The sequence below is a fragment of the Paenibacillus sp. FSL H3-0302 genome (assembly GCF_037982245.1).
Classification (GTDB): Bacteria; Bacillota; Bacilli; order Paenibacillales; family Paenibacillaceae; genus Paenibacillus_AQ; species Paenibacillus_AQ odorifer.
The window spans coordinates 1,791,602-1,812,205 of the sequence record NZ_CP150284.1 but is presented as its reverse complement, the minus strand read 5'-3'; the positions used below and the strand labels follow the sequence as shown (position 1 = coordinate 1,812,205).

General features: G+C 47.6%; 12 protein-coding genes. 2 read left to right on the top strand and 10 right to left on the bottom strand.

Going from position 1 to position 20,604, the window contains the following annotated elements:
* Nucleotide 1: 1 nt before the first annotated feature.
* From MHH50_RS07965 to MHH50_RS07920, 10 genes are all read right to left on the bottom strand, one after another.
* Entirely contained in the window at nt 2-3,862 is a 3,861-nt protein-coding gene (locus MHH50_RS07965; RefSeq protein ID WP_340034173.1) for a polysaccharide lyase family 8 super-sandwich domain-containing protein, read from the bottom strand.
* Nucleotides 3,863-4,017: 155 nt separating this feature from the next.
* Complete coding sequence (locus tag MHH50_RS07960) at nt 4,018-5,850, bottom strand: beta-galactosidase (protein ID WP_076279770.1); 1,833 nt, start codon at nt 5,848-5,850, stop codon at nt 4,018-4,020.
* A gap of 25 nt (nt 5,851-5,875) precedes the next feature.
* Nucleotides 5,876-7,150, bottom strand: a complete 1,275-nt coding sequence (locus tag MHH50_RS07955) for an alpha-L-fucosidase (protein ID WP_254848818.1) — start codon at nt 7,148-7,150, stop codon at nt 5,876-5,878.
* A 115-nt stretch (nt 7,151-7,265) separates the two neighbouring features.
* Nucleotides 7,266-8,663 (bottom strand): extracellular solute-binding protein, encoded by a 1,398-nt coding sequence (locus tag MHH50_RS07950; protein ID WP_076192894.1) that lies wholly within the window; start codon nt 8,661-8,663, stop codon nt 7,266-7,268.
* 141 nt (nt 8,664-8,804) lie between these two features.
* Nucleotides 8,805-9,641, bottom strand: coding sequence for a carbohydrate ABC transporter permease (locus MHH50_RS07945; protein WP_036675652.1), 837 nt, complete (start codon nt 9,639-9,641; stop codon nt 8,805-8,807).
* 15 nt (nt 9,642-9,656) lie between these two features.
* Nucleotides 9,657-10,586: a sugar ABC transporter permease gene (locus MHH50_RS07940; protein ID WP_051490863.1), complete on the bottom strand. Its 930-nt coding sequence runs from the start codon at nt 10,584-10,586 to the stop codon at nt 9,657-9,659.
* Between the two features lie 169 nt (nt 10,587-10,755).
* On the bottom strand, nt 10,756-12,339 hold the full coding sequence (locus MHH50_RS07935; RefSeq protein ID WP_076279771.1) for a response regulator: 1,584 nt from the start codon (nt 12,337-12,339) through the stop codon (nt 10,756-10,758).
* Nucleotides 12,339-14,060, bottom strand: coding sequence for a histidine kinase (locus MHH50_RS07930; protein WP_076279772.1), 1,722 nt, complete (start codon nt 14,058-14,060; stop codon nt 12,339-12,341). The genes MHH50_RS07935 and MHH50_RS07930 overlap by 1 nt, the downstream gene beginning before the upstream one ends.
* A gap of 67 nt (nt 14,061-14,127) precedes the next feature.
* A complete protein-coding gene (locus MHH50_RS07925) occupies nt 14,128-16,290 on the bottom strand; it encodes an alginate lyase family protein (RefSeq protein WP_076279773.1) in 2,163 nt (720 codons plus the stop codon).
* Complete coding sequence (locus MHH50_RS07920; protein WP_076279774.1) at nt 16,280-17,401, bottom strand: glycoside hydrolase family 88 protein; 1,122 nt, start codon at nt 17,399-17,401, stop codon at nt 16,280-16,282. Before MHH50_RS07920 ends, MHH50_RS07925 begins: the two co-directional genes overlap by 11 nt.
* Before the next feature lie 259 nt (nt 17,402-17,660).
* Between MHH50_RS07920 and MHH50_RS07915 the strand changes: the two genes are divergently transcribed.
* Both MHH50_RS07915 and MHH50_RS07910 read left to right on the top strand, forming a co-directional pair.
* On the top strand, nt 17,661-18,923 hold the full coding sequence (locus tag MHH50_RS07915) for a TraB/GumN family protein (RefSeq protein ID WP_036675660.1): 1,263 nt from the start codon (nt 17,661-17,663) through the stop codon (nt 18,921-18,923).
* Nucleotides 18,924-19,044: 121 nt separating this feature from the next.
* Nucleotides 19,045-20,603 (top strand): IS3 family transposase gene (locus tag MHH50_RS07910; RefSeq protein WP_340034172.1). Its coding sequence is split into 2 segments (ribosomal slippage): nt 19,045-19,678 and nt 19,678-20,603, totalling 1,560 coding nucleotides; the frame shifts between segments, so codons are not numbered across the junction.
* Nucleotide 20,604: the final 1 nt, after the last annotated feature.

Here is a 20,604-nt window from a genome sequence, read left to right as displayed (position 1 = left end):
CTCAGACCAACCCAGCGCGGATGGCTTGGCGCAAAGTCATCATTTTCATCATATCGCCAAGCAATACAGCCCCATAACTGCCGGTATAAGCAATATTATTATGCTGGATAAAGGAGCCGTCCTCATAAAATCCGTCTCCGCGGGTCACATAGGGTAATACTTGGCTAACTGCATCCCGCCCTTGTTTGATCTTCGCGCTGTCACGATTATGAATGCCCCTCAAGACCACTGCCAGTGCTTTATCCAGCCGATTCGCGCCGGTTTCCATCAACGAGGGTTGATTGGTCCGTTTGGTTGGGTCCGGGCAGAATTTATCAATGGCTTTGGTATATTTGGTAATCTGATCGGCTGACAAATACTCGAACATTAAGGCCATCGTATCTCCCAATGCAAGCGGAATGCCGATCTCCCATTCGAACCAATTGCCTTTCTCCAGTTTAGTTTCGTTATACCAATTGTCGTATAAGAAATCTAAACCATCCATAATATCTGATTTCAACTGCATATTCTCGTACAATGGTGAGCCGGATGTCGAAAAGGCAATAGCCATATCCTTCAACCGGTTATAAGAGGCTGCCGTATCAAAAGCATCCGCTGTGCTGCCCGGCTTATCGCTCCATAAATAAGTACGGTTCATTTGCTTGTTCATCGTATCCCAGAATCCAGTTCGCTCCTGATTACTGATCTTATCGGATAAAGTCTTTATAGACTTGGCAATGTCCGGGTTATTCGGGTCGAAGGATTGCCCTCCGGTCAAATACTCCACCCATCTTCCACGAAGCTCGTCATATTCGTCTTTTGGAGTCTCTCCTTCAGTAATATTAAATTTCAATACATGCGTTGCCCCTATAGAATTCTTCACATCCACCGTTATAACTGTATTTCCCGAAGCTTGCACTACATCCGTCTTGCTATCTTTGCTGAGCAGTGTCAACCCCGGTATATCCAGTTCCAGGGACAATAGGTTTTGCGACTGAGTAGGATCAGACACCGAAACGACAAGCTCCTGATCGATCTGCCGAATCATCACGGAAGCTGGATTGAGTGCCTTGATGGAATCTACTGTTCCTGGATTCCAGAAATTAGCGGCGGTTATGCCCAGCTTCTTCTCTCTGACCGCATGCACATCCTCTGTATTGCGCAGCACTTCGATATCCGGGTTGCCACTGTAATCCTCAGTACCTGAAATGTCACGATTAGGCAACAGAACATAGGAGTATGAGCCATTCGTAGGCGTATCTCCATGCTCAACTGCCAGGCTTAAATAGTTGCGTGTAATGGGAACATCGGATTGAGTGGCATTAATCTCTTTCCAACTGCCGGTTCTGGCTTCACGTTGCGCCAGTATACTTGGAGCTTCAGGGAAATAGTAGCCCACGTCGGCACCTGGCACATTACCCTCCAGATGGGCCCATTGAACGTTCTTTAACGTCGCTGACCATCCGGACTGTGACGGTTCTACAGCTCCGTTGATTAGAAGTTTGTTGTTTCCCACTTCGTTAAGCATCCGGTTATCGATAATCGTCTCAACAGACTGCGGGCCGGCAGTTGATTTAGAAATTCCCGAACCAAGAGCCACAATCTCATCATCGAACATAAACCAGGATTTCTTGCCTTGCAAATCGCTACCGGTCACTTGGGAGAGTGAGAAATCCATACCTGCTGCACCGTATAGGCCTTCCAGCGACGATCCACCCACCCAGGTTTTCGGATTCATGTAACTTTTCCATTCCACAGGCACCATCCCCTGCCCCGATCCATCCGTTGTCGTGCCAGACAAGCGGTAGGAATTGACGGTAGGCCAGAAGTCATTCCGGTATTGGGTCAGATCCTGATTGTATAAATAGGTCATCCCAATCCCCGTATACCATCCTTTCAGGTTCTCGTTGTTCCCTTTCTCAAACGCCGAGATGCGATTCGAGAACAGACTCAAGCCGAAGCCGTAACCTTCGCGTAGATGAACCACCCGGTCCATGCCGGCGAATACCTGATTCTTAATGAGAGCTCCTCTTGGATTGATCTTTCCGTCATTCATCAGCTTTTTCACAATCGTTATATCGGCAAGCGACAACCCTTCATAATAATTGCCGGATGTCATATTCGCTGAAATCCATTCCTTCGCCGCTTGCTTTATGGATACTGCAATATTCTCCGGAGCAGTTTCAGCCATCCGCAGCAAGGTGACAATCAACCCTCTTGCGCTGCCGCTTCCTTTTCTAGATATACCTCTGCCATTTACCGAATCCATAAATTGACCGTTGTAGATCACCGGCTCGTAAGTCTGAGCCACCCATTCGTAAATATTCAGAACATTCGGGTCCGTTATTGGCCATGGAGAATCGGTCAGCAGATAAGACATGTCCGCCGTCCCTTTGAGCCAGACCGAACCATATCCTCCCGTATAGGCAATATTATTATGCTGAACGAGGGAACCATCCTTATACACACCGTCACCATGGGTCGTGTACACATACTCGGAGCCAATGGAATCACGGCCCTGAATGATCTTTGCACTGTTGTTGCCAATCACACCTCTTACCGTGACCACAAGTGCTTTATCTAGTAGATTTGCTCCCGTCATCTTCGTGCCTTTAACGCCAAGCACCGACCCTACTTTGGGGTCTGGACAGAAGGCATCAATAGCCGCAAGATACTGATTGATTTGCTGCGGTGTTAGATGGTCATACATGAGCACCATAAGATCATTCACAATCTGCGGCGTGCCAATCTCCCAGTCCCACCAGTTCCCATAAGCGCTTTTGCTCGGATTATAGCGGTTTGTATACATCCAATTGATTGCGCTTACAATATCATTCACCAAAACGCTGTTGCCGTAAAGCTCCGATCCCTCCACAGAATAGGCCAATGCCATAGTCTTCAAGCGATTGTAAGCGCTTGTAATAAACTGCGAATCTGTAGTGCTCGCGGTATCACTCCACAAGGAGGTGCGGCCGGAGGATTTATCCATACTCTCCCAAAGTACAGCAGCCGATGCAGCCTGAGCGCTAATACTAGCAGCTATATCAGGATCACTCCCATCGTATTGACCACCACTTAATCGGTCGTACCATTTCAGCCTCAGTTTATTGTAGGCCTGTATCGTGTCGGGAGCTTCGACAGTAACCAGACATTCGGCTGCAAGGCTACCATCCGGTGTGGCGATCTTGATGGTCGAAGAACCGATCCCCGTACCCATTACATTACCAAGTGCGTCCACAGTCGCAGCTTCTGGATTGCTCGAAGTCCACACTACCGTTTTATCCACCGCCGTTATAGGGGATAAAGTCGGCAGAAGTGCAACCGTGTCCCCTTTGACCATAGAAAAGGCCGTACGGTCTAGCGCAATTCCTGTAAGACCCGCATATTCCTCCAAAGCGATATCATCTATCCATAGCTTTCCTTTTCCAGTCTCCAAAAAAGGCTCGATGACTAGCTTCGTCGCGTTAGCCGGCATAGTTAGAAGTACTTGCTGCAAACTCCAGTCCTGTGTGCCTGTTATTTTGGGAGAGGAAGGTCCATCTCCCACTTTGGCAGTATTGTAATACTGTGTTCTAAAGTAGGCTCCCTGTCCAGTGACGTTGTCCGTCTTTAACCAGACTTTAAGTCTGTAGGATTTACCGGGGATAACCGAAGTTACCCCCTGATTGATGGAAATCCTGCTTGTGGCAAAGGCATCGAACAGCATGGACCGGGTTCCTTCATGCGCAGTGCCAGCGTCTATCTTGATATTCGCTGTTTTATTCGTGCCTTTCCCGCTACCTGTAGGGACCCATAAGCTCCAGCCCACCGGAGCAGCGTCTGTAACCCCTGTCCAGGTTGAGTCAAGGGCTGTCGTTGTATTCTCAAAGCTTCCGTTAAGCATAAGATTTGATGCAGCCGCAGATGCCCTGCTATGCGAGGGATAAAGAACTCCCCCACAGGAAGAAAAAAGATCAACAATGAGAACTAATACTAAAAATAGACTTGGTTTACGCATTTGTTCACCCCAATCTTAGAATTGGTTAAAGCTAAAGGCATCTACAAGTTATCATCCTGCACAAAATTCAACACGGCGTCATCGACGGCCGAAGTTCTTCCCAGATCAGGAAGGTTCACAAGCTCAATCTCGCAAGTCTCCGCACAACCATGCAGCTCCAAAAGAACCAGCTCATTGCTCCCCTTGCGCAAGAGTGGACCAGGGATATATAGCGCCCGCTGCGGTCCAACGTTCCAGTAACGGCCCAGATTAAATCCGTTAATCCAGGCGACCCCTTTATTCCATCCATCGAATCGTAGAAAGGTATCGCCAATCTCCTCCGCCTCGAAGCTGCCCCGGTAGAATCCGGGCAGACCCGAAAGGGTCGCAGCTTGCTGCTTCTCCACCGGGTGCTTCTTGTACGCTAGTGAAGCCAGCTGTTCCTGTTCCAACGGCAAAGTACGAATCGTCCAGTTATATTGCAGCTGGTTATCAATCCGAACCCCGTCCAGAATCCCTTTCGGATCGCGAATGAGCGGCCCGTAATTGATTCGTCCCATGTTCTCGACGAGGATATCCAGCTGTGCTCCCCCAGCGGGGATGGAAAGTTCCAGTGGCAGCGGATTCCAGCGCTCAATCACCCCAAGCACCTGTCCATCCAGGAAGACCTGCGCCCGATCGCGCACGCCCTCGATGTAAAGCTTCTGTCTAGAGCGCGGCCCTTTCACATAAGTGCTGTACAATATAAAACCATAGGATTGTCCGAGCTTCTCCATCGGCTGTACACACACGCTGTTCACCGTCTCTGATAACTTCTCCAGATTGGAAGCCGTGAATAGTTCCGCTCTTTCCGTCAAAGCGACTTTCCCGTAAGAAATCTTCGGAATCGGCTCAGGGAATGGACAAGTCGGGGCAAATCCATGGTTGCTGAGTACCGACCGGACAGCTTCAAATTTCGCCGTCGTATCTCCCCATTCCGTGAGCGGGGCATCATAGTCATAGCTTGTAGTCGTCGGCTCGTAGGTGACGATATGATTCGCACCATTATAGAAACCAAAATTAGTTCCACCATGGAACATGTACATATTAAATGAGGAGCCCTGGGTCAGGATCTCATCCAGAACACCTGCTACATCCCCGGCATCACGTACATGATGATCCTCCATCCAGTGATCAAACCAGCCGTTCCAGTATTCCATCACCATAAGCGGCTCTTCAGAGCGGTATTCCCGATATTTGCGGAAGGATTCCTCTGTACTGGAGCCGAAATTGACTGTCGCATGCACATCCTCCAGTGTTCCGCCGAGCAACATCTCATCGGTTGGCCCGTCGGAAGTAAAGAGCAGCACATCGATCCCTCTGCTGACCAGTCCATCACGCATATAGCCCAGGTAGCCACTGTCATTACCATAGCTGCCATATTCATTTTCTACCTGAACGGCCAGAATTGGTCCGCCATGTGTGGAGAGCAGCGGAACCAGCAGAGGAATTAGCTCATCGTAATAACGGTCTACCTTGCTTAAATAAAGAGGGTCACAGCAGCGAAGCTGGAGTTCCCCGTAAGCTAGCAACCAGCCCGGCAGGCCTCCGAACTCCCACTCCGCACAGATGAATGGACTCGGTCTGACAATAACATGAAGCCCAAGCTCCCCAGCCAGCTCGATAAAAGATACCACATCGGCCATGCCATCAAATACGAACTCCCCTTCTTTAGGTTCATGTATATTCCAGGCGATGTAGGTCTCCACGGTATTGAATCCGCAGGCTTTCAATTTCAGCAGCCGGTCTTTCCAATATTCAGGCACAACCCGAAAATAATGAATGGCTCCCGATACGATACGATAAGGCTGTCCGTCCAGCAAATAGTGTCCGTCGTTCCAGGTGAGCAGGCTCATTATCGACAACCTCCTTTATTAATATTTATTCTAACGATTCCCCGCAGTGGTAGACGGCAAGCCGTCTGATCTTGGGGCTTGCGGCAGCTTCTGACACCCGTAAGCGGATTTTCTCTGCGACAACCGGAGGGAAGGCATCGATTTTCTTATGGCCAATCGAACTGCCACGCTTCAACTCCAGCCACGCTCCGTTGCTGTACGCTTCCAGCATATATCCTTCTACTCTTTCGCCGTAAGCGATATCCTCCATAATCTCGACATGATCAATCACAGTAGCTGCTGGCAATTCCAGTTCAACAATATCTCCTGTACCTGCGGTTACCGCCAGAGCCTTGTCAAATCTGCGTCTTATCTCCTTGCCGAATTCCAGCAGCCGCTGCACATCAGCCTCCGGAAACAGCCCGCGTTTGTCAGGGGCTACATTGAGCAGCAAAGTTGCCCCATGTCCAACCGAACGATAATAAATATCCATTAGCTGCTCCAGAGACAGCAGCAGATGCTCCTCCTCAGGATGCCAGAACCAGCGGTCTTTACGGATGGGCACATCGCATTCCGCAGGCACCCAGCTCGGCGTTCCGGGAAGCCAGTTCAATGAAGCTTCACTGAACATGCTACCCCGCGCAGAATTCGCAGTGTTCCAGCATGGATAAGGAGCAACACCATCCTCATTGCCAACCCAGCGGATCGTTGGTGCCCCCATATTAAACACCATGGCGCCTGGCTGATGGCACTTGATCAGATCCATAATCCGCTGCCAATCGTAATTGCGGCCCTCCGACCCTGCGCCGTCGAACCAAATTTCCGTAAGCGGACCATAGCCCGTAAGCAATTCCTGCAATTGCAGGGCATAGAAATCATCGTACGCTTGCGGATCTGCATAACAGGGCTCATGTCTGTCCCACGGAGACAAATAAATGCCGAAGCCAACTCCAAGTTCACGGCAAGCCTCCGCGCATTCCTTGACGACATCGCCGCGCCCTTCTTTCCATGGGCTAGAAGCCACAGAATAAGTACTTGTCGCAGTCGGCCACAAGCAGAAGCCATCATGATGTTTAGCTGTCAGTATAAAATAACGGAATCCAGCTTCTTTGGCTGTACTAACCCATTGGTGGGCATCCAAATGAAGCGGATTGAAGACCGCAGGTGAATCATTGCCTTCTCCCCACTCCTGATCGCAAAACGTATTGATGCCAAAATGGCAAAACATCCCCAGCTCCAGGTCCTGCCACTCCAGCTGTTCCCTAGAAGGCAGCGCCAGTTGCTCTTCCGGCTTGTTCTGTGAAAATCTGCTTTCCATCATTTCTACACTCTCCCATATGTTTGTGTAGGCCCAATATATAAATAAGGCTTTGGAAAGCCAGTTGATGACCTTCCAAAGCCCCGTCCACAACTTGTGATACTTGCTTATTCCCTGTTTATTTGATGACACCTTTTTCGTTGATAATTTTTGTTGCTTCATCAACCATCCATTGCTGCACCTTATCAATCGATTCATTTCCAAGCATAAATCTGCTGAAGCCGTCATCGATTATTTTGGTCAATTCGGACGTTGCCGTCGTCATCACCTGCGCACCATCAAGGAACTGGATTGCACTGTCAAAGAGTGTATATTTGAGTGAATCCATATCATACATATCCTCTTTGCCAGCTACCAGTTTGGTCAGCAAGGCTTCATTATCCGCTTTTTTATAACCGGAGAATTCCAGTCTGTTATCACTAACAGCCGTTGACATAAATCTCATCAGTTGGAAAGACGCCTCTTTGTTCTTCGAAGTAGCGCCCATCGCCAGCATATTGCCGCTGGTGAAGTATTTGCCCTCGTATTCTTTTGGTTCCGATCCTGCCGGAGGCACCGGTACCGGAGCAAAAGCTGTCTTGAAATCATGCGGATACTGCTCAGTATTGCCCGGATCAGCAATCGTCCAGTTACCAGCCAGAATCATAGCGGCTTCTTCATTAAAGAATTCCGTGCGGTAATTGAGCTTAGCCGCTAAAGCGTCTGCATAAGTTTTCGCAGATTTATCAGCAGACTCCATATCTTTGCGCAGCTGGAAGAAGTATTTATAGGTTGGATCCGCGAAAATGGTCGTCCCGTCATCATACACGAATGGATCTTTCATCATCGTTTGGGCCGGAGCGTTCATATACAACTCCCAGGTGTGGAAGTATGTGCCGTAACGTTTGTCTACGCCTTCACCTTTGGTCAGTTTTTTGGCATAGTCGCGATAGTCATCCCATGTCCAGCCAAAAGTAGGTACAGGCAGCCCAGCTTCATCCAGTGCATCTTTGTTCAGCATTACATAGTTGCTGCTCTTGGTATATTGCATCCCATAATAGTTGTTGTCTACCTTAGCATTCACATAATATTCATCCTCAGGAACGAGGTTATCCTTCTCATAGAATTCATTCAGCGGGGCAAGTGCTCCCCGGGTCGCCCGTTCAAGTACGCCTCCAAGGCTTGGTACCTGAACAACGTCAATCGCTTCGCCGGATGAAATCAGGAAGTCGAGTTTCTTCAGCATCTCCACAGAATCACCGGGAACGAGTGTCACATGCTCTACCTTGATATTTGGGTTCTGATCCATAAATTCCTGCAGCATGGCATCCGTGCCTGCTGATTGGGCTTCATTGTCCCAGTTGTAATATTTGATGGCGACTTGCTTGTCCACCTTGGTGTTCCCGGTATTCGTACTGGCTTCAGCACCGCCATTCTTCTCTGAATTTCCGGAATTTCCACAGGCGCTTAACGTTAAGGAAACCGCCAGCATGGAGCCTAGTACAACGGATAATCTTTTTTTGCCCTTTGTTTTCATTTTACTTCCCCCCGCACTGAAATTTAAGTATAGTGCCTTGTTCATTTCTTATTATAGGCACCCGCTGTACAGGCCAAGTGCACAATTTTGCTGTAGTAGGATCACATTTTTGACTTTTACCCTCTTTTGCAGACTCGCAAGTCAGCCCTTTACGCCTCCCAAGGAGATTCCGTTAATGACTTGCTTTTGCAGGGCAATGAACACGATGACCAATGGGATGATCGCCGAAACGGCTGCCGTCATCATAATCGCATAGTTGTTCGAATAATCATCTCGGAACAGTGTCATACCGAGTGGGATAGTGTACAGATTCTTGTTTAGCAAGAAGATCAGCGGATTCTGGTAGTCATTCCAGGTCCAGATAAATTTAATGATCGCCACGGTAGCGAGCACCGGCTTGCAGAGCGGAACAATGATAGACCAGAATATCCGCAAATGGCCTGCACCATCAATTCGCGCCGCTTCAATATATTCGTCGCTGATACCAATCATAAATTGCCGCAGCAAGAACGTGAAGTAAATGGAGAACATACTCATTAATACGATAGCAGCATGAGTATCATAGAGGCCGAACCAACGAATCAGCAGAAAACGCGGAATCAGCGTGGCCTGGTCAGGAATAATCATGAATGACAGCAGCGCCAGAAAGACCATATTCCGTCCTTTAAACTTGATTTTGGTCAAGGCATACGCCGACATAGATGAAATGATCAGTGTGATGCAGGTTGTAATAATCGCAACTTTAAAGGAGTTTAAATAGAAATGGGAGAAAGGTACCCGTCCCATCCAAACCATCTTGAAATTATACGCTACATTGATCTTCTCGGGAATCCATTGGATCGGGAAGCGCATTACATCTTTTTCATATTTGAAGGCTGCGGAAATCATCCAGATCAGCGGAATAAGAAATACAATGGACAAAGCCCCCATGATGCAGGTAGTGATCACTCTGGACATATTTTTTCTAATCAGTTGCATGTTAATCTCCCCCCTTTATTCTTCATTTCTCATTTTCCAAGTGGCTGCGGTAATCAAGCCGATGACAGCGAATAGCAGCCAGGAAATTGCAGAAGCGTAGCCCATGTTGTAGTATTTGAACCCTTCCTCATAGATCCTGAACACAAGCACGGTAGAAGAATTATTCGGGCCACCTTCGGTCAAAAAGGCGATGATGTCGAACACCTTAAACGAGCCAATCAGCATGGTAATAAGCAGGAAAAATGTGGTCGGACGCAGCATCGGAACTGTGATGGCAAAGAATTTTTTCAACGCGCTGGCGCCATCTATTTCGGCGGCTTCGTAGATTTCATCGGAAATATTCGTCAAGCCAGCCATATAGATAATTATGGTGTAGCCAAGACTCGCCCAAGAACTGATAATAGCAATGGATAACAGTGAGGTCTTTGGATCAACTAGCCATTTCGGAGGGCTGGAAATTCCAAACTCCATCAGCAACTGATTGATCGGTCCAAGAGACGGATGGAACAATGCACTCCATACGGCAGCTATCGCAATAATCGAAGAAATATAAGGAATAAAGAAAGCCACTTTAAAATAATTTTTGAGGAACACACTGTTTTGAATCAATGCCGCGAGCACCAGCGCAATCGCAATCGGTATCGGCACGGTCATAATCATATAAAAAGCATTGTTCTTCAAAGCTTGAATGATACTCGGATCATGGAACATTTTGATATAGTTATCCAATCCGATGAACTCGATTCCTTTGACTCCCGACAATAGATCCCATTTCGAGAAGCTCAAATAAAGTGAGAATCCAAGCGCAAATACATTAAGAAAAAGCATCCCGACAATTTCCGGTGCCAAAAACAGCCACCCGGTTAAAGCCTCTTTCCGTTGCGGAGTCCAGAATTTCCGCTTCTCTTGCAGAATTTTTGGCACAGGTTGTTTTGCAGCCTCCACGTTGTATCACCTCGACAATTTGATTTGTCATTATAGTAATACATCCGCCTTCCGCAAGAAGGAGTGATTATGACCCGGAATGTGCAAGATTTTGACCTTTGTACGCCGACAACAAAAAACCGCCCTAGAGGGGCGGCGAGTCTGTTCATATCATTAACAATTGTACTTCTCAGCGTACCGAATGTTTGGATTTATATTCGCTTGGCGTTGTTCCTACATATTTTTTGAACACTTTTGAAAAATAGGTTCTGTCCGAATATCCCAGGCCGACGGCCAGCGACTCCAGGTTCTGGCTGGAGATTTTCAGCATTTTGGTAGCGACCTTCATCTTGTGCTGATGCACATAGTCCGTAAAGGTCAGGCCAGTCATGCGCTTGAAATAACGCGAAAAATAGCTTGGATCCAGAAACAGATAACGTGCCATATCAATTGAAGTGATATTATCGCCTAGATGCTGGTCGATATACTGCTGGATAAGCTGCAGCTTGGGCTCCTGCGGAGAAGTTCCTGCCACCTGCTGCTTGCTGCCTGTAATCTGTACAAGCTTTCTCTCCACCAGTTCCATCGTATCTTCAAGTGTGCGGGTCTGCACGAGATAGACGAACAGATCCTCATCGAACATCAGGCTCGTAAACATTAACTCGATGCCGCGGAGCATAAAGGATAAATCCCGGGCGAAATCGCCAGGATGAATAGACATAACTTTTGCAGTCCTAGCGATTTCCTGTAGAGTGCCACGGATGGCTTCAAGGTCTTTTTTAATCACGGCCCGTTCCATCTGCGGGATATAGCTGTCCAGAAATCCTTGGGGAGCAGGCTGGAAACGTGGAGAAGCGATTTGCAAAGTATCCAGAACCGTGTAATCCGCACTTGCATAGAACTCGCATTTGTCCTGAACAATCTGCCGATGGATCTGGCCAATCGCCTGTAGCTCCATTTTCTCTGTGACGGCAATAATGCCCGGTTGAATCTTAAGAAGATGGGAGCATTCAGAACACAGCCGCTGTAAATAATCGTGAAAATGAAGACTGGCATTCTGCGCCAGATTCACACGGTAATTATATAAAATCACAATATTCTTTTGCTCCAAGAAAGGCGTAACCCCTTCACACGTTTCGGACAATTCCAAGGCTATATTGTAAATAGCATATAGAATAAGTGGATACTCACTCTGCTTGTATCGCTTGTCGAAGCTGGAAAAATGAATACTGACCGTGCCCAGCATAAACCACGGATACGTCCAGGATATGCCGATTTGCGCCGCATAGGCCAGTGTGGTTTCAGGCGGAGCACCGCCAATCACCCTTTGCAGCAGGTTCTGCCGGAAGAGCTGGCTGTTGTAGCCTGTCTCCCCATGGCTGATCAACCCGATCTTCGACTTAAGCAAGTGTACGGACTTGGCAAGGCTTTTCTCCAGTTGCTCTTCTGTAAGCTGGTCCTTGATTAAATAATCATCCACTTTCAGCTTTACCGCTTGCTGAGCATAATGGAAATCCTCATGACAGGTCAGGAAAATAATTCTGACCTCCGGCTTCATGCGGGTGAAGCAATCGGCTAGCTCAATCCCGTTCTTTTGCGGCAAACCAATATCCGTGATCACAATGTCAGGCTGCACTTCCTCAAACATTAATAACGCCTTGGCACTGGAATAGGTGCTGCCGACAATCTGCAAGCTATGTGCCTCCCAGTCAATCATCTGCTGAAGCACTTTGAGCATAGGAACATCATCGTCTATGAGCATCACTTTATACATCAATATCCCTCTCTCTCTGACAGATTAACCTGATGATTGCCTTGCGGCAAATACAGAGAAACGGACACCCCACCCTGCGGCAGATTATGCAGCGACAAGCGGGTATCCTGCCCATAGGTCAGCCTCAGCCTTTGAACTACGTTCATTAACCCGACCCTTTGATAAGCTTCATCCTGTTCATCGTCCTTATACAGTAACCTGCGGTTCAGGCCCGCCAGAACTTCAGCCCCTGCACCGCAGCCATTATCTTCAACTTCAATCATGATCCCATCAGGGACCGTTCGCGAGCGAACGACAATACGCGGTGCCGGGTGGTCAACCAATCCGTGGACGATTGCATTTTCTACAAGGGGCTGCAAAATTAGCTTAGGGACGATGAGCTTCTCTGTATTCTTTTCCAGATCGACCTCCAGTTCAAGAGGGATTTCGTTGCGGATCTTCATAATATCGATATAATGGCCAAGCAGTTTGCATTCTTCCCGCAAGGTAGCCGGTTCATTGACCTTCAAATAGGCCCGGAGCAGACTCATTAATGAATCGATGATCCCGCTATGCAGCTTATCTTTGGCCAAAATAAGGCTACATTTAATCGAATTCAACGTGTTGATCAAAAAGTGGGGGCGAATCTGCATAAACAGCGCCTCCAGCTCCATCACCCGCTTCTGTTCCTGCTCCAGCTCGATGTCGTGAATCAGTCCTTGCAGCTGGTCCAGCATAGTATTCAACGTCTGCCCCAGCTCAGCGATTTCATCCTTGCCCTTGACCTCCAGCCTGACATCAAGATTCCCCATCCCGAACTGGCGCACAACGCGCTGCAGCTTCATGATCGGACTATGCAATCTTTTGGCAATCAGCATGGAGGTAGCCGAAAAGACAATAAATAAGAGGAGTACCAAGCCAATGCCACTATAAAACGTCCGCGAGATCTGGCCCGACCATTCTTTCTCCGAAGCTTCATAGATCAGCTGCCAATTGGATTTGTCGATAGCTCTGGCTGTACGAACGCTTCCTCTCGCTTCCTTGCCTTCTGAAGCCAATTCTGAGTTCCCAGCGATCAAGCCTCCTCCAGAATCAAATAACGCAACCTTGCCAAATTCGACGGGTCCGAGCAATTTATTGAAATAGGATTCAGGAATTGAGATAAGCAGCACGGACACCTGCTGTTTCTCCCGGCTGTCATAGATTACTCTGGCAATATAATAGCTGCTGCTTTTACCGGAACCGCTGTCAGCCATCCCAAGCCATTGCAAGGTCTCCGGTTCGTGGATATTGACACGGCTCATCAGCTTGTCCAGGTTAGCATTGATTACAGATAAATTCTCCGTCCCAGAGGAGATCACAAAGTGTTTCCGGTTGACCAAATACATGCGGATATTATTATTCAACGGCTTAGAGTTGATGAGCGAAAACACATCTTGAATTTGCGTAAAATGTACGTAATCCTGATAGCTATTTAGCCGCTCAGTATCCGCAAAAGACTTCAGATTAGCGCGGAAATTGGTATCGTTTACAATAAAATGGGAAGCGAACGTCACATCATCAATAGTTTTGTTTAGTTCGTCAATCATAACGTTCAGGAAGTTATCGTTGCTGAGCTGCAGCTTCTCTACCATCGTATCCCGGATGAGCACGAAGGAGATGATCGATACTGCAATCAGCGGGATAAAAATCAGCAAAAGAAATGAAACCTGGATACGTCTATAGTAAGTGAATTTGAACATGTTTTCTCCGCGCCTCTCTCATGCTCTTTTCTTTTATTCTATCAGCCCGTTGTCCAGTATTCATACATTATCTGATTACCGTGACTTTCTTTTGACCGTCTGCAGAAACCATAAGCACTACTTCTCCAAAAATTTGTACGCCTTCCACTACATAGGAATCTAAATGACTGGATGGAATCTCGTGGCTGATCACGATAATATGCTCCTCATTCCTTTCGGGGAGGATGATGCGGCAGGCCTCCGCCTGTGCAGCAGCCACCGGTTCACCCGTATGGCGGTAAATCGGCACCTGTTCGACCAGCGGACAGAACAACTCACCCGCAGGCTGCGGGTACAGCACCTGCATGATCGAGACCGTTCCTTTCCCCTTTCGGGAGTACACAGCATACTGATTGGGTTCCAGCAGATTATATTCGCGGGAGATTACCCCAGCATCCATCCTGCCCTGAAGACCATCAACATGAACAGGAAGGATACAAAGATTGGCTTCCCGCTCATTTTTTGTAAGGCATATTAGCGTTCCATCTTCCATCTGAACCGTTCCGGGTGCAAAATGAAAATGCTGGGAAAATGTATGCTCCTGCCGGGAACTGAAGCTGTCCACCAGAAGCCAGTAAAAAGGCTTAATAAATAGAATCCTCCTTAACGGGTAGACCGGATCATCCCAATGACGGTAGCCGTCATGGCTGCCCTCTACATAATCAAAGTCCGGATGGCTGATCCATTGGCAGCCCGTTGGCTTCGCAATCTGAGAGAAGGACCATGTATCCGTGACTTCGGTAAATCCAATTCCGTCGACAGTGGTCGTATTATGGGCAGCGCTTTCTTTTAGCGCTTTTCTAAGTGGTGTATGATCACTATAGTTGTATCTGCCAAGATCGGTAAGCAGATCCCGCCCATAGGCATACAGATCGAAATGTAGCAGATCCGCGTGCCCATGTCCACCCCCAAGCGGTCCGCAGTGAAAATATAGGTACAAATCCTGCTCGTCCCAGCCCGTTCGCATCACATAATGGCCGGAATGTGCATAGGCGTGTGACAAGTTTGGCGGTAGCTCCGCATTCAGCCGCTCGTAGCCCTCAACTCCATTTATCCCAAACAACCAGGCATTGTCATAATCCATTTGATCGTATCCGCCAAAGCGGAGTACAGCATCCTGAAATAACCAGCCCGCATAAGTCAAAAGCGAACGGATATCGCTGTCATCACTATCGCCAAGCATCGGCTGCCGGTGATTCGGCTTGGCCCAATACAATGAAGCGACAGCCATTTGCTGAACCTTTTGCTGAAATTCTTCCTGAAGCTCCAGTCCGTTCAATCGGGCTAAGCGGATGAAGTCGAGAAAACATACCAAAACCTCATGGTGATAGGTGGGCGATTGCTCCCAGTGGATGCCGTCCGCCATAATCTGAATTCGCACCGTCTCTCCCAATCTCTCCTCACTGAGCTGTCGCCAGTTATTGGCACTAGTGAACTCAGGGAAGTAGAGCGCAGTTTGGAACAAACCACAAGTCTCCAGCACCCCCCAGTTGCTGATCTTCTTCCAGCCCGTAAACGATAAAGCTAAATATTGGCCGTGTTCATGGAGAGATATCATCACTTTGGCCAGCAGCGTCGGTGTGAGCAGCGGACTATCCTGTATATAAGACAGTGCTTTAATCCAGTTAGCACAACGAAGGCCCGCTTCAATTGTACGCCATGTCAGCGTATCATTCGTAGGCTTGTCTGGAACGGGGTTACGGTCTATCCAATCTTCAAGCTGGCAGCAAAATGCTCTCGCATAAACCTCTTTACCTGTTATCGCATACGCTTGTCCTAATGCCACCCAGTAGCGGTGGCGATTCAGCATATAAGCCCATTCTACATCCTTGTCCGGAACATGACGCCAGTCAATTTCTTCCTCAAAGGTAACCGGAATGCGGCTGCGCTCCATATCCCAGGTAAAACGAAAGAGAAACGTCTGCTCCACAACTTCATCCGCTGTCTTCATTACTGCTTCCAGTTCGTCTGCACAATAAAGCCGTACATAGTCAATAAGCTGCTGCTTCCGGTTATCCTCTATCCGCCAGCCCGGCGTGCTCCGGCGGGTCAAATACCGATGCAATTCAATCAGCGCATCGTCCTGACGCGCTTGGCTGAGTGCATTCTTCACTAGAGCTAAAGCAGGCAACTCAAGGTCGAGCAGCGCAAAGACGGCATAGGGGGAAATTTGTCTGACATCAGCGTTCATACCAGTACCCCTTGTTGCCTTTTTGCAGCCGCATCAATGCTTCGAGATAGAAATAATCTCCCCAGATCATGAAGTCATCTGGAGACAGATCGCCGCGCACATGGTAAGAACCATGCTTCAGCAGCCCCTCCGCCTCTTCACCGAGCGTGGAATAGTTCTGCACAAGCGAAGTCATCGACTGCACTAATCCCTGCTGAAAATAAGCCCGCTCAGAATCCTCCCCATCCATTAGCTCCAGCAGTTCCTGTAGTCCGGCTGCTACTATTGCTGAGGCCGAGCTATCCCGGTAAGTATTCGGAGATACCGGAGCATTAAAATCCCAGTAAGCGACATGATCCTGCGGCAAATGCTCCAGAAAATAGCGGGCCATCCGCTTGGACGTTTCCAAATACAACGGATTTTTGGTATAGCGGTAGGATAATGCAAAACCGTAAACACCCCAAGCCTGCCCGCGCGTCCAGGTCGATCCGTTAGTAAAGCCCTGATGAGTGGCGCCGCCAATCGGCTCTCCGGTCTTCGGGTCGAAGAAAAACGTATGGTAAGAGCTGTCATCTCCCCGTACCAGATACCGTCTCGTTTTCTCCGCCTGCATGACCGCCACCTCCCTGTATTCGGAATCACCGGTCTGTTCTTCTGCCCAATACAAAAGGGGAAGATTTAACAGACAATCAATAATGATCCGCCCGCCTTCCTGAGTATCCCCCTCCGGTCCCCAAGCCTGAATATAACCGCCAGCTGTACGCCAGCGCTTCAGCAGCAAGTCTGCCGCCTGCAATGTCAGTTGACGCGCTGATTCGTCTTTATCTATAATCCACTGGGCTTTAGAGGATAACGAATACAGGAAGCCAATGTCGTGATGATCAAGCACGGTCTTTGCCGCGAAACGGCGGCGGAAATCTTCTACGGTATGGGATGCCGCAATACGGAAGCTGTCATCCCGCGTATATTCATAACACAACCACAACATGCCGCTCCAAAATCCGTTCGTCCAATCGTCGTTGTTATTGAGCTGATAAGTTCCATTCCTGCTGACATGAGGGAAACTGCCCCCGAATCGGTCTATGTTCTTACGTACCTTCTCTATCGCATCTTCAATCGCACTGCTCCACATAAGTTCCTTGCTCCCTTCAGGCTCTTCGTTTCTTACGTTTCATGATAAGGAGAGTGAACAGGATCTAATAGGGGCGATTTTTGCTTTGATGTGCATTATTTTGACTTTTGAATGACGTGAAGTACTGTAAGTTTACTTTCCAATCATAGGCATCAAATCAATATAGTAACAAAAGGTATAACTGTTTATGGGAAAATACGTTAAAATCAGAGAGTGACTTACATCTTTCATTCTTTTTTAGAAACGGAGTGTCCTATTAATGAAAAAGCTAGGTGCATTATTTTTATCCATTTTCATGGTTATGTCTGTCTTTACCACTGCGCATGCTGCTGAAAAGCCTGTCGGTGTATGGATTGATGGAACCGAAATAAAGTTAGGCAATTCTAACCCTGTTGTAGAAAAAGGAACGACCCTAGTTCCTATGCGTCCCCTGCTAGAGAAGCTTAATGTAAATATTAATTGGAATAAAAAAACCCAAACCGTAACAGGGACCAAAAATGGACTGGCCCTCTCACTGACCATCGGTAGCACAACCGCAACGGTAAACGGGGAGAAGAAAAAACTAGAGGTGGCTCCTAAAACCATCAACAATGTCACCTATGTTCCTGTCCGCTTTATAGGAGAAACGATCGGCTATAAGGTGGAGTGGAGTCCAGCGCTGCGCACCATCACTTTTGTGGCCGATACTCAAGCTGCCGGAAGCACCGGATTCTTATGGAAAGTGGAGAACAACGGCAACACCGTCTATCTGCTTGGTTCTATCCATGTGGCTAACGACAAAATGTACCCGCTGCGTCCGGAGATTGAAGCTGCTTTTGAAGCCTCGCAATATTTAGGTGTCGAAGTAGATATCTCTAAGATTGATCAAGCTGAGATCCAAAAGTTTATTTTGGAAAAAGGCTCTTATACAGATGGAACCAAGCTCAAGGATCATGTATCCGCAGATACATATAACAAAGTAACTCAGCTGCTAAAAGCAAATGGTCTGGCGGAAAATGCATTCGATTCCTTCAAACCGTGGGTCGTTACCCAAGGTGTCTCAAGTCTACAGATGCAAGTTACAAGTTATACGGCGGATACCGGCATTGATTTATATTTTTTACAAAAAGCAGGCAAGCTGAACAAACCTATTATTGAACTGGAAAACACACAATTGCAGCTGAATATGTTCGACCAGTTCTCAGATGGATTGCAAGAAAAGCTTCTTGTCGACACACTCGGCAGCCTCAATCAAACGGACAATACTTCCGCAGCAGCTTCGCTGGATGCACTATCCCAAATGTGGATGCAAGGTGATGAGCAGTCGCTCGTAGCGATGACAAAAGCGGTCGCGCAAGAGCCAGAGTATTATAAAGGCCTGGTTTCGGATCGTAACGTCAACATGGTGAAGCATGTAAAAGAATATTTGAATAGTGATAAAAAAGCGACTTACCTTGTCGTCGTTGGCGCGCTGCATATGCTCGGTGACGATGGTATCGTGACCCAATTGCAAAAAGATGGCTTTAACGTCGTCAAACAATAATTGAGTTTTAGCTAAAATAAACAAGGCTGTCTCTTAGTCATCTACGATGATTTTTGATATGCTCCCCATATAGTAGACAGGTGAAATAATAAAAACCTGTCGCTGTATGGGGAGCATTTTTATGGAACAAAAGAAGTTTACAGCACTGGAAAAGTTAACGATTCTCCAAGAAATTGAACGGGGCGACATTGGTTTGAAAACTGCGGCCCGGAAGTATGGAATATCCAAAAACTCATTAGTGAAGTGGCGGCAACGTTATCAATTGTATGGATACGAAGGGCTGGAAGTCCGAAGCTACAATCGTACATATTCTGCAGAACTTAAACTCCATGCCGTTAAGGACTATCTCGAGGGAGGATTGTCGCAAAACCAAATCATCTGCAAGTATAAGATTGCAAGTTCAACCCAACTCGCCAACTGGATTAGGAAGTATAATGGTCATAGCAACAGCTTAACAGCTCATTCAGGAGGAACTAAAGCTATGACCAAAGGACGCGTAACCACTTGGCAGGAACGGATAAATATCGTGCTGTACTGCCTTTCGAACAGAGAAGACTATGCGAAGACGGCAAGCCATTTTCACGTGTCTTACCAACAAGTATATAGCTGGGTAAAGAAGTACGAAGCTGGTGGTGAAGAGGCGTTACGAGACGGTAGAGGACGCACTAAAGCGCCTGAAGAACTTACGGAAGCAGATCGCCACGAACTCGCGATGCAAAAGCTGGAATACGAGAATGCACGCCTGCGTGCGGAGAATGCTTTTCTAAAAAAGTTAGAGGAACTCGAAAGGAGGAGACGTTAAGGACCATTCGCCAGGTGAACATCTACCTGGCCATTCAGGCCGTTCAGCAGGAACAGTCTTGCTCCATTCGGCTTTTGTGTGACATCGCAGGGATTTCACGGTCAAGTTATTACAAATGGTTGAATCGCAAACCCAGTTCTCGAGAGGCAGACAACGAGAAACTGACAGAGGCTATGCTCCTCTTGTATGAGAAGGTGGAACGAACCTTTGGGTATCGCCAATTGACCCTGCATTTGCGCAGACAAATGGATAAATCTATTAACGCAAAGCGAGTGTACCGGCTGATGAGATGCCAAGGCATCCAGTCAGTCATCCGCAGAAAGAAAAAGAAGTATGTAGGCTCCACGCCGCAGCAGGTTGCAGAGAATGTGCTGAACCGTAATTTTGAGGCTGAAGCTCCAAACCAAAAATGGGTAACGGATGTAACGGAATTCAAATACGGAAACGGCAAGAAGGCGTATTTAAGTGCAATAAAAGATCTGTATGACAAGTCGATTGTTGCTTACGTTCTGGGTCATTCCAATAATAATTCGCTAGTTTTTAACACACTGGAATTAGCTTTGAAGGCAGCACCGGAGAGCCGAACCTTACTCCATAGCGACCGTGGTTTTCAGTATACCTCTCTGCATTTTAAAAAGATGCTGGACGATGCAGAACTGAAGCAAAGCATGTCCCGAGTAGGCTGCTGCATTGACAATTCGCCGATGGAATCCTTCTGGGGAACATTGAAATGTGAGAAGTACTACTTACATTCCTACCAGACCTTTGAAGAACTCCAAACAGATATTGATACCTACATTCATTTTTACAATAACGAACGGTTACAGGCAAAACTAAACGGCCTCAGTCCCATTGAATTTAGGACTAAGGCCGCTTAAA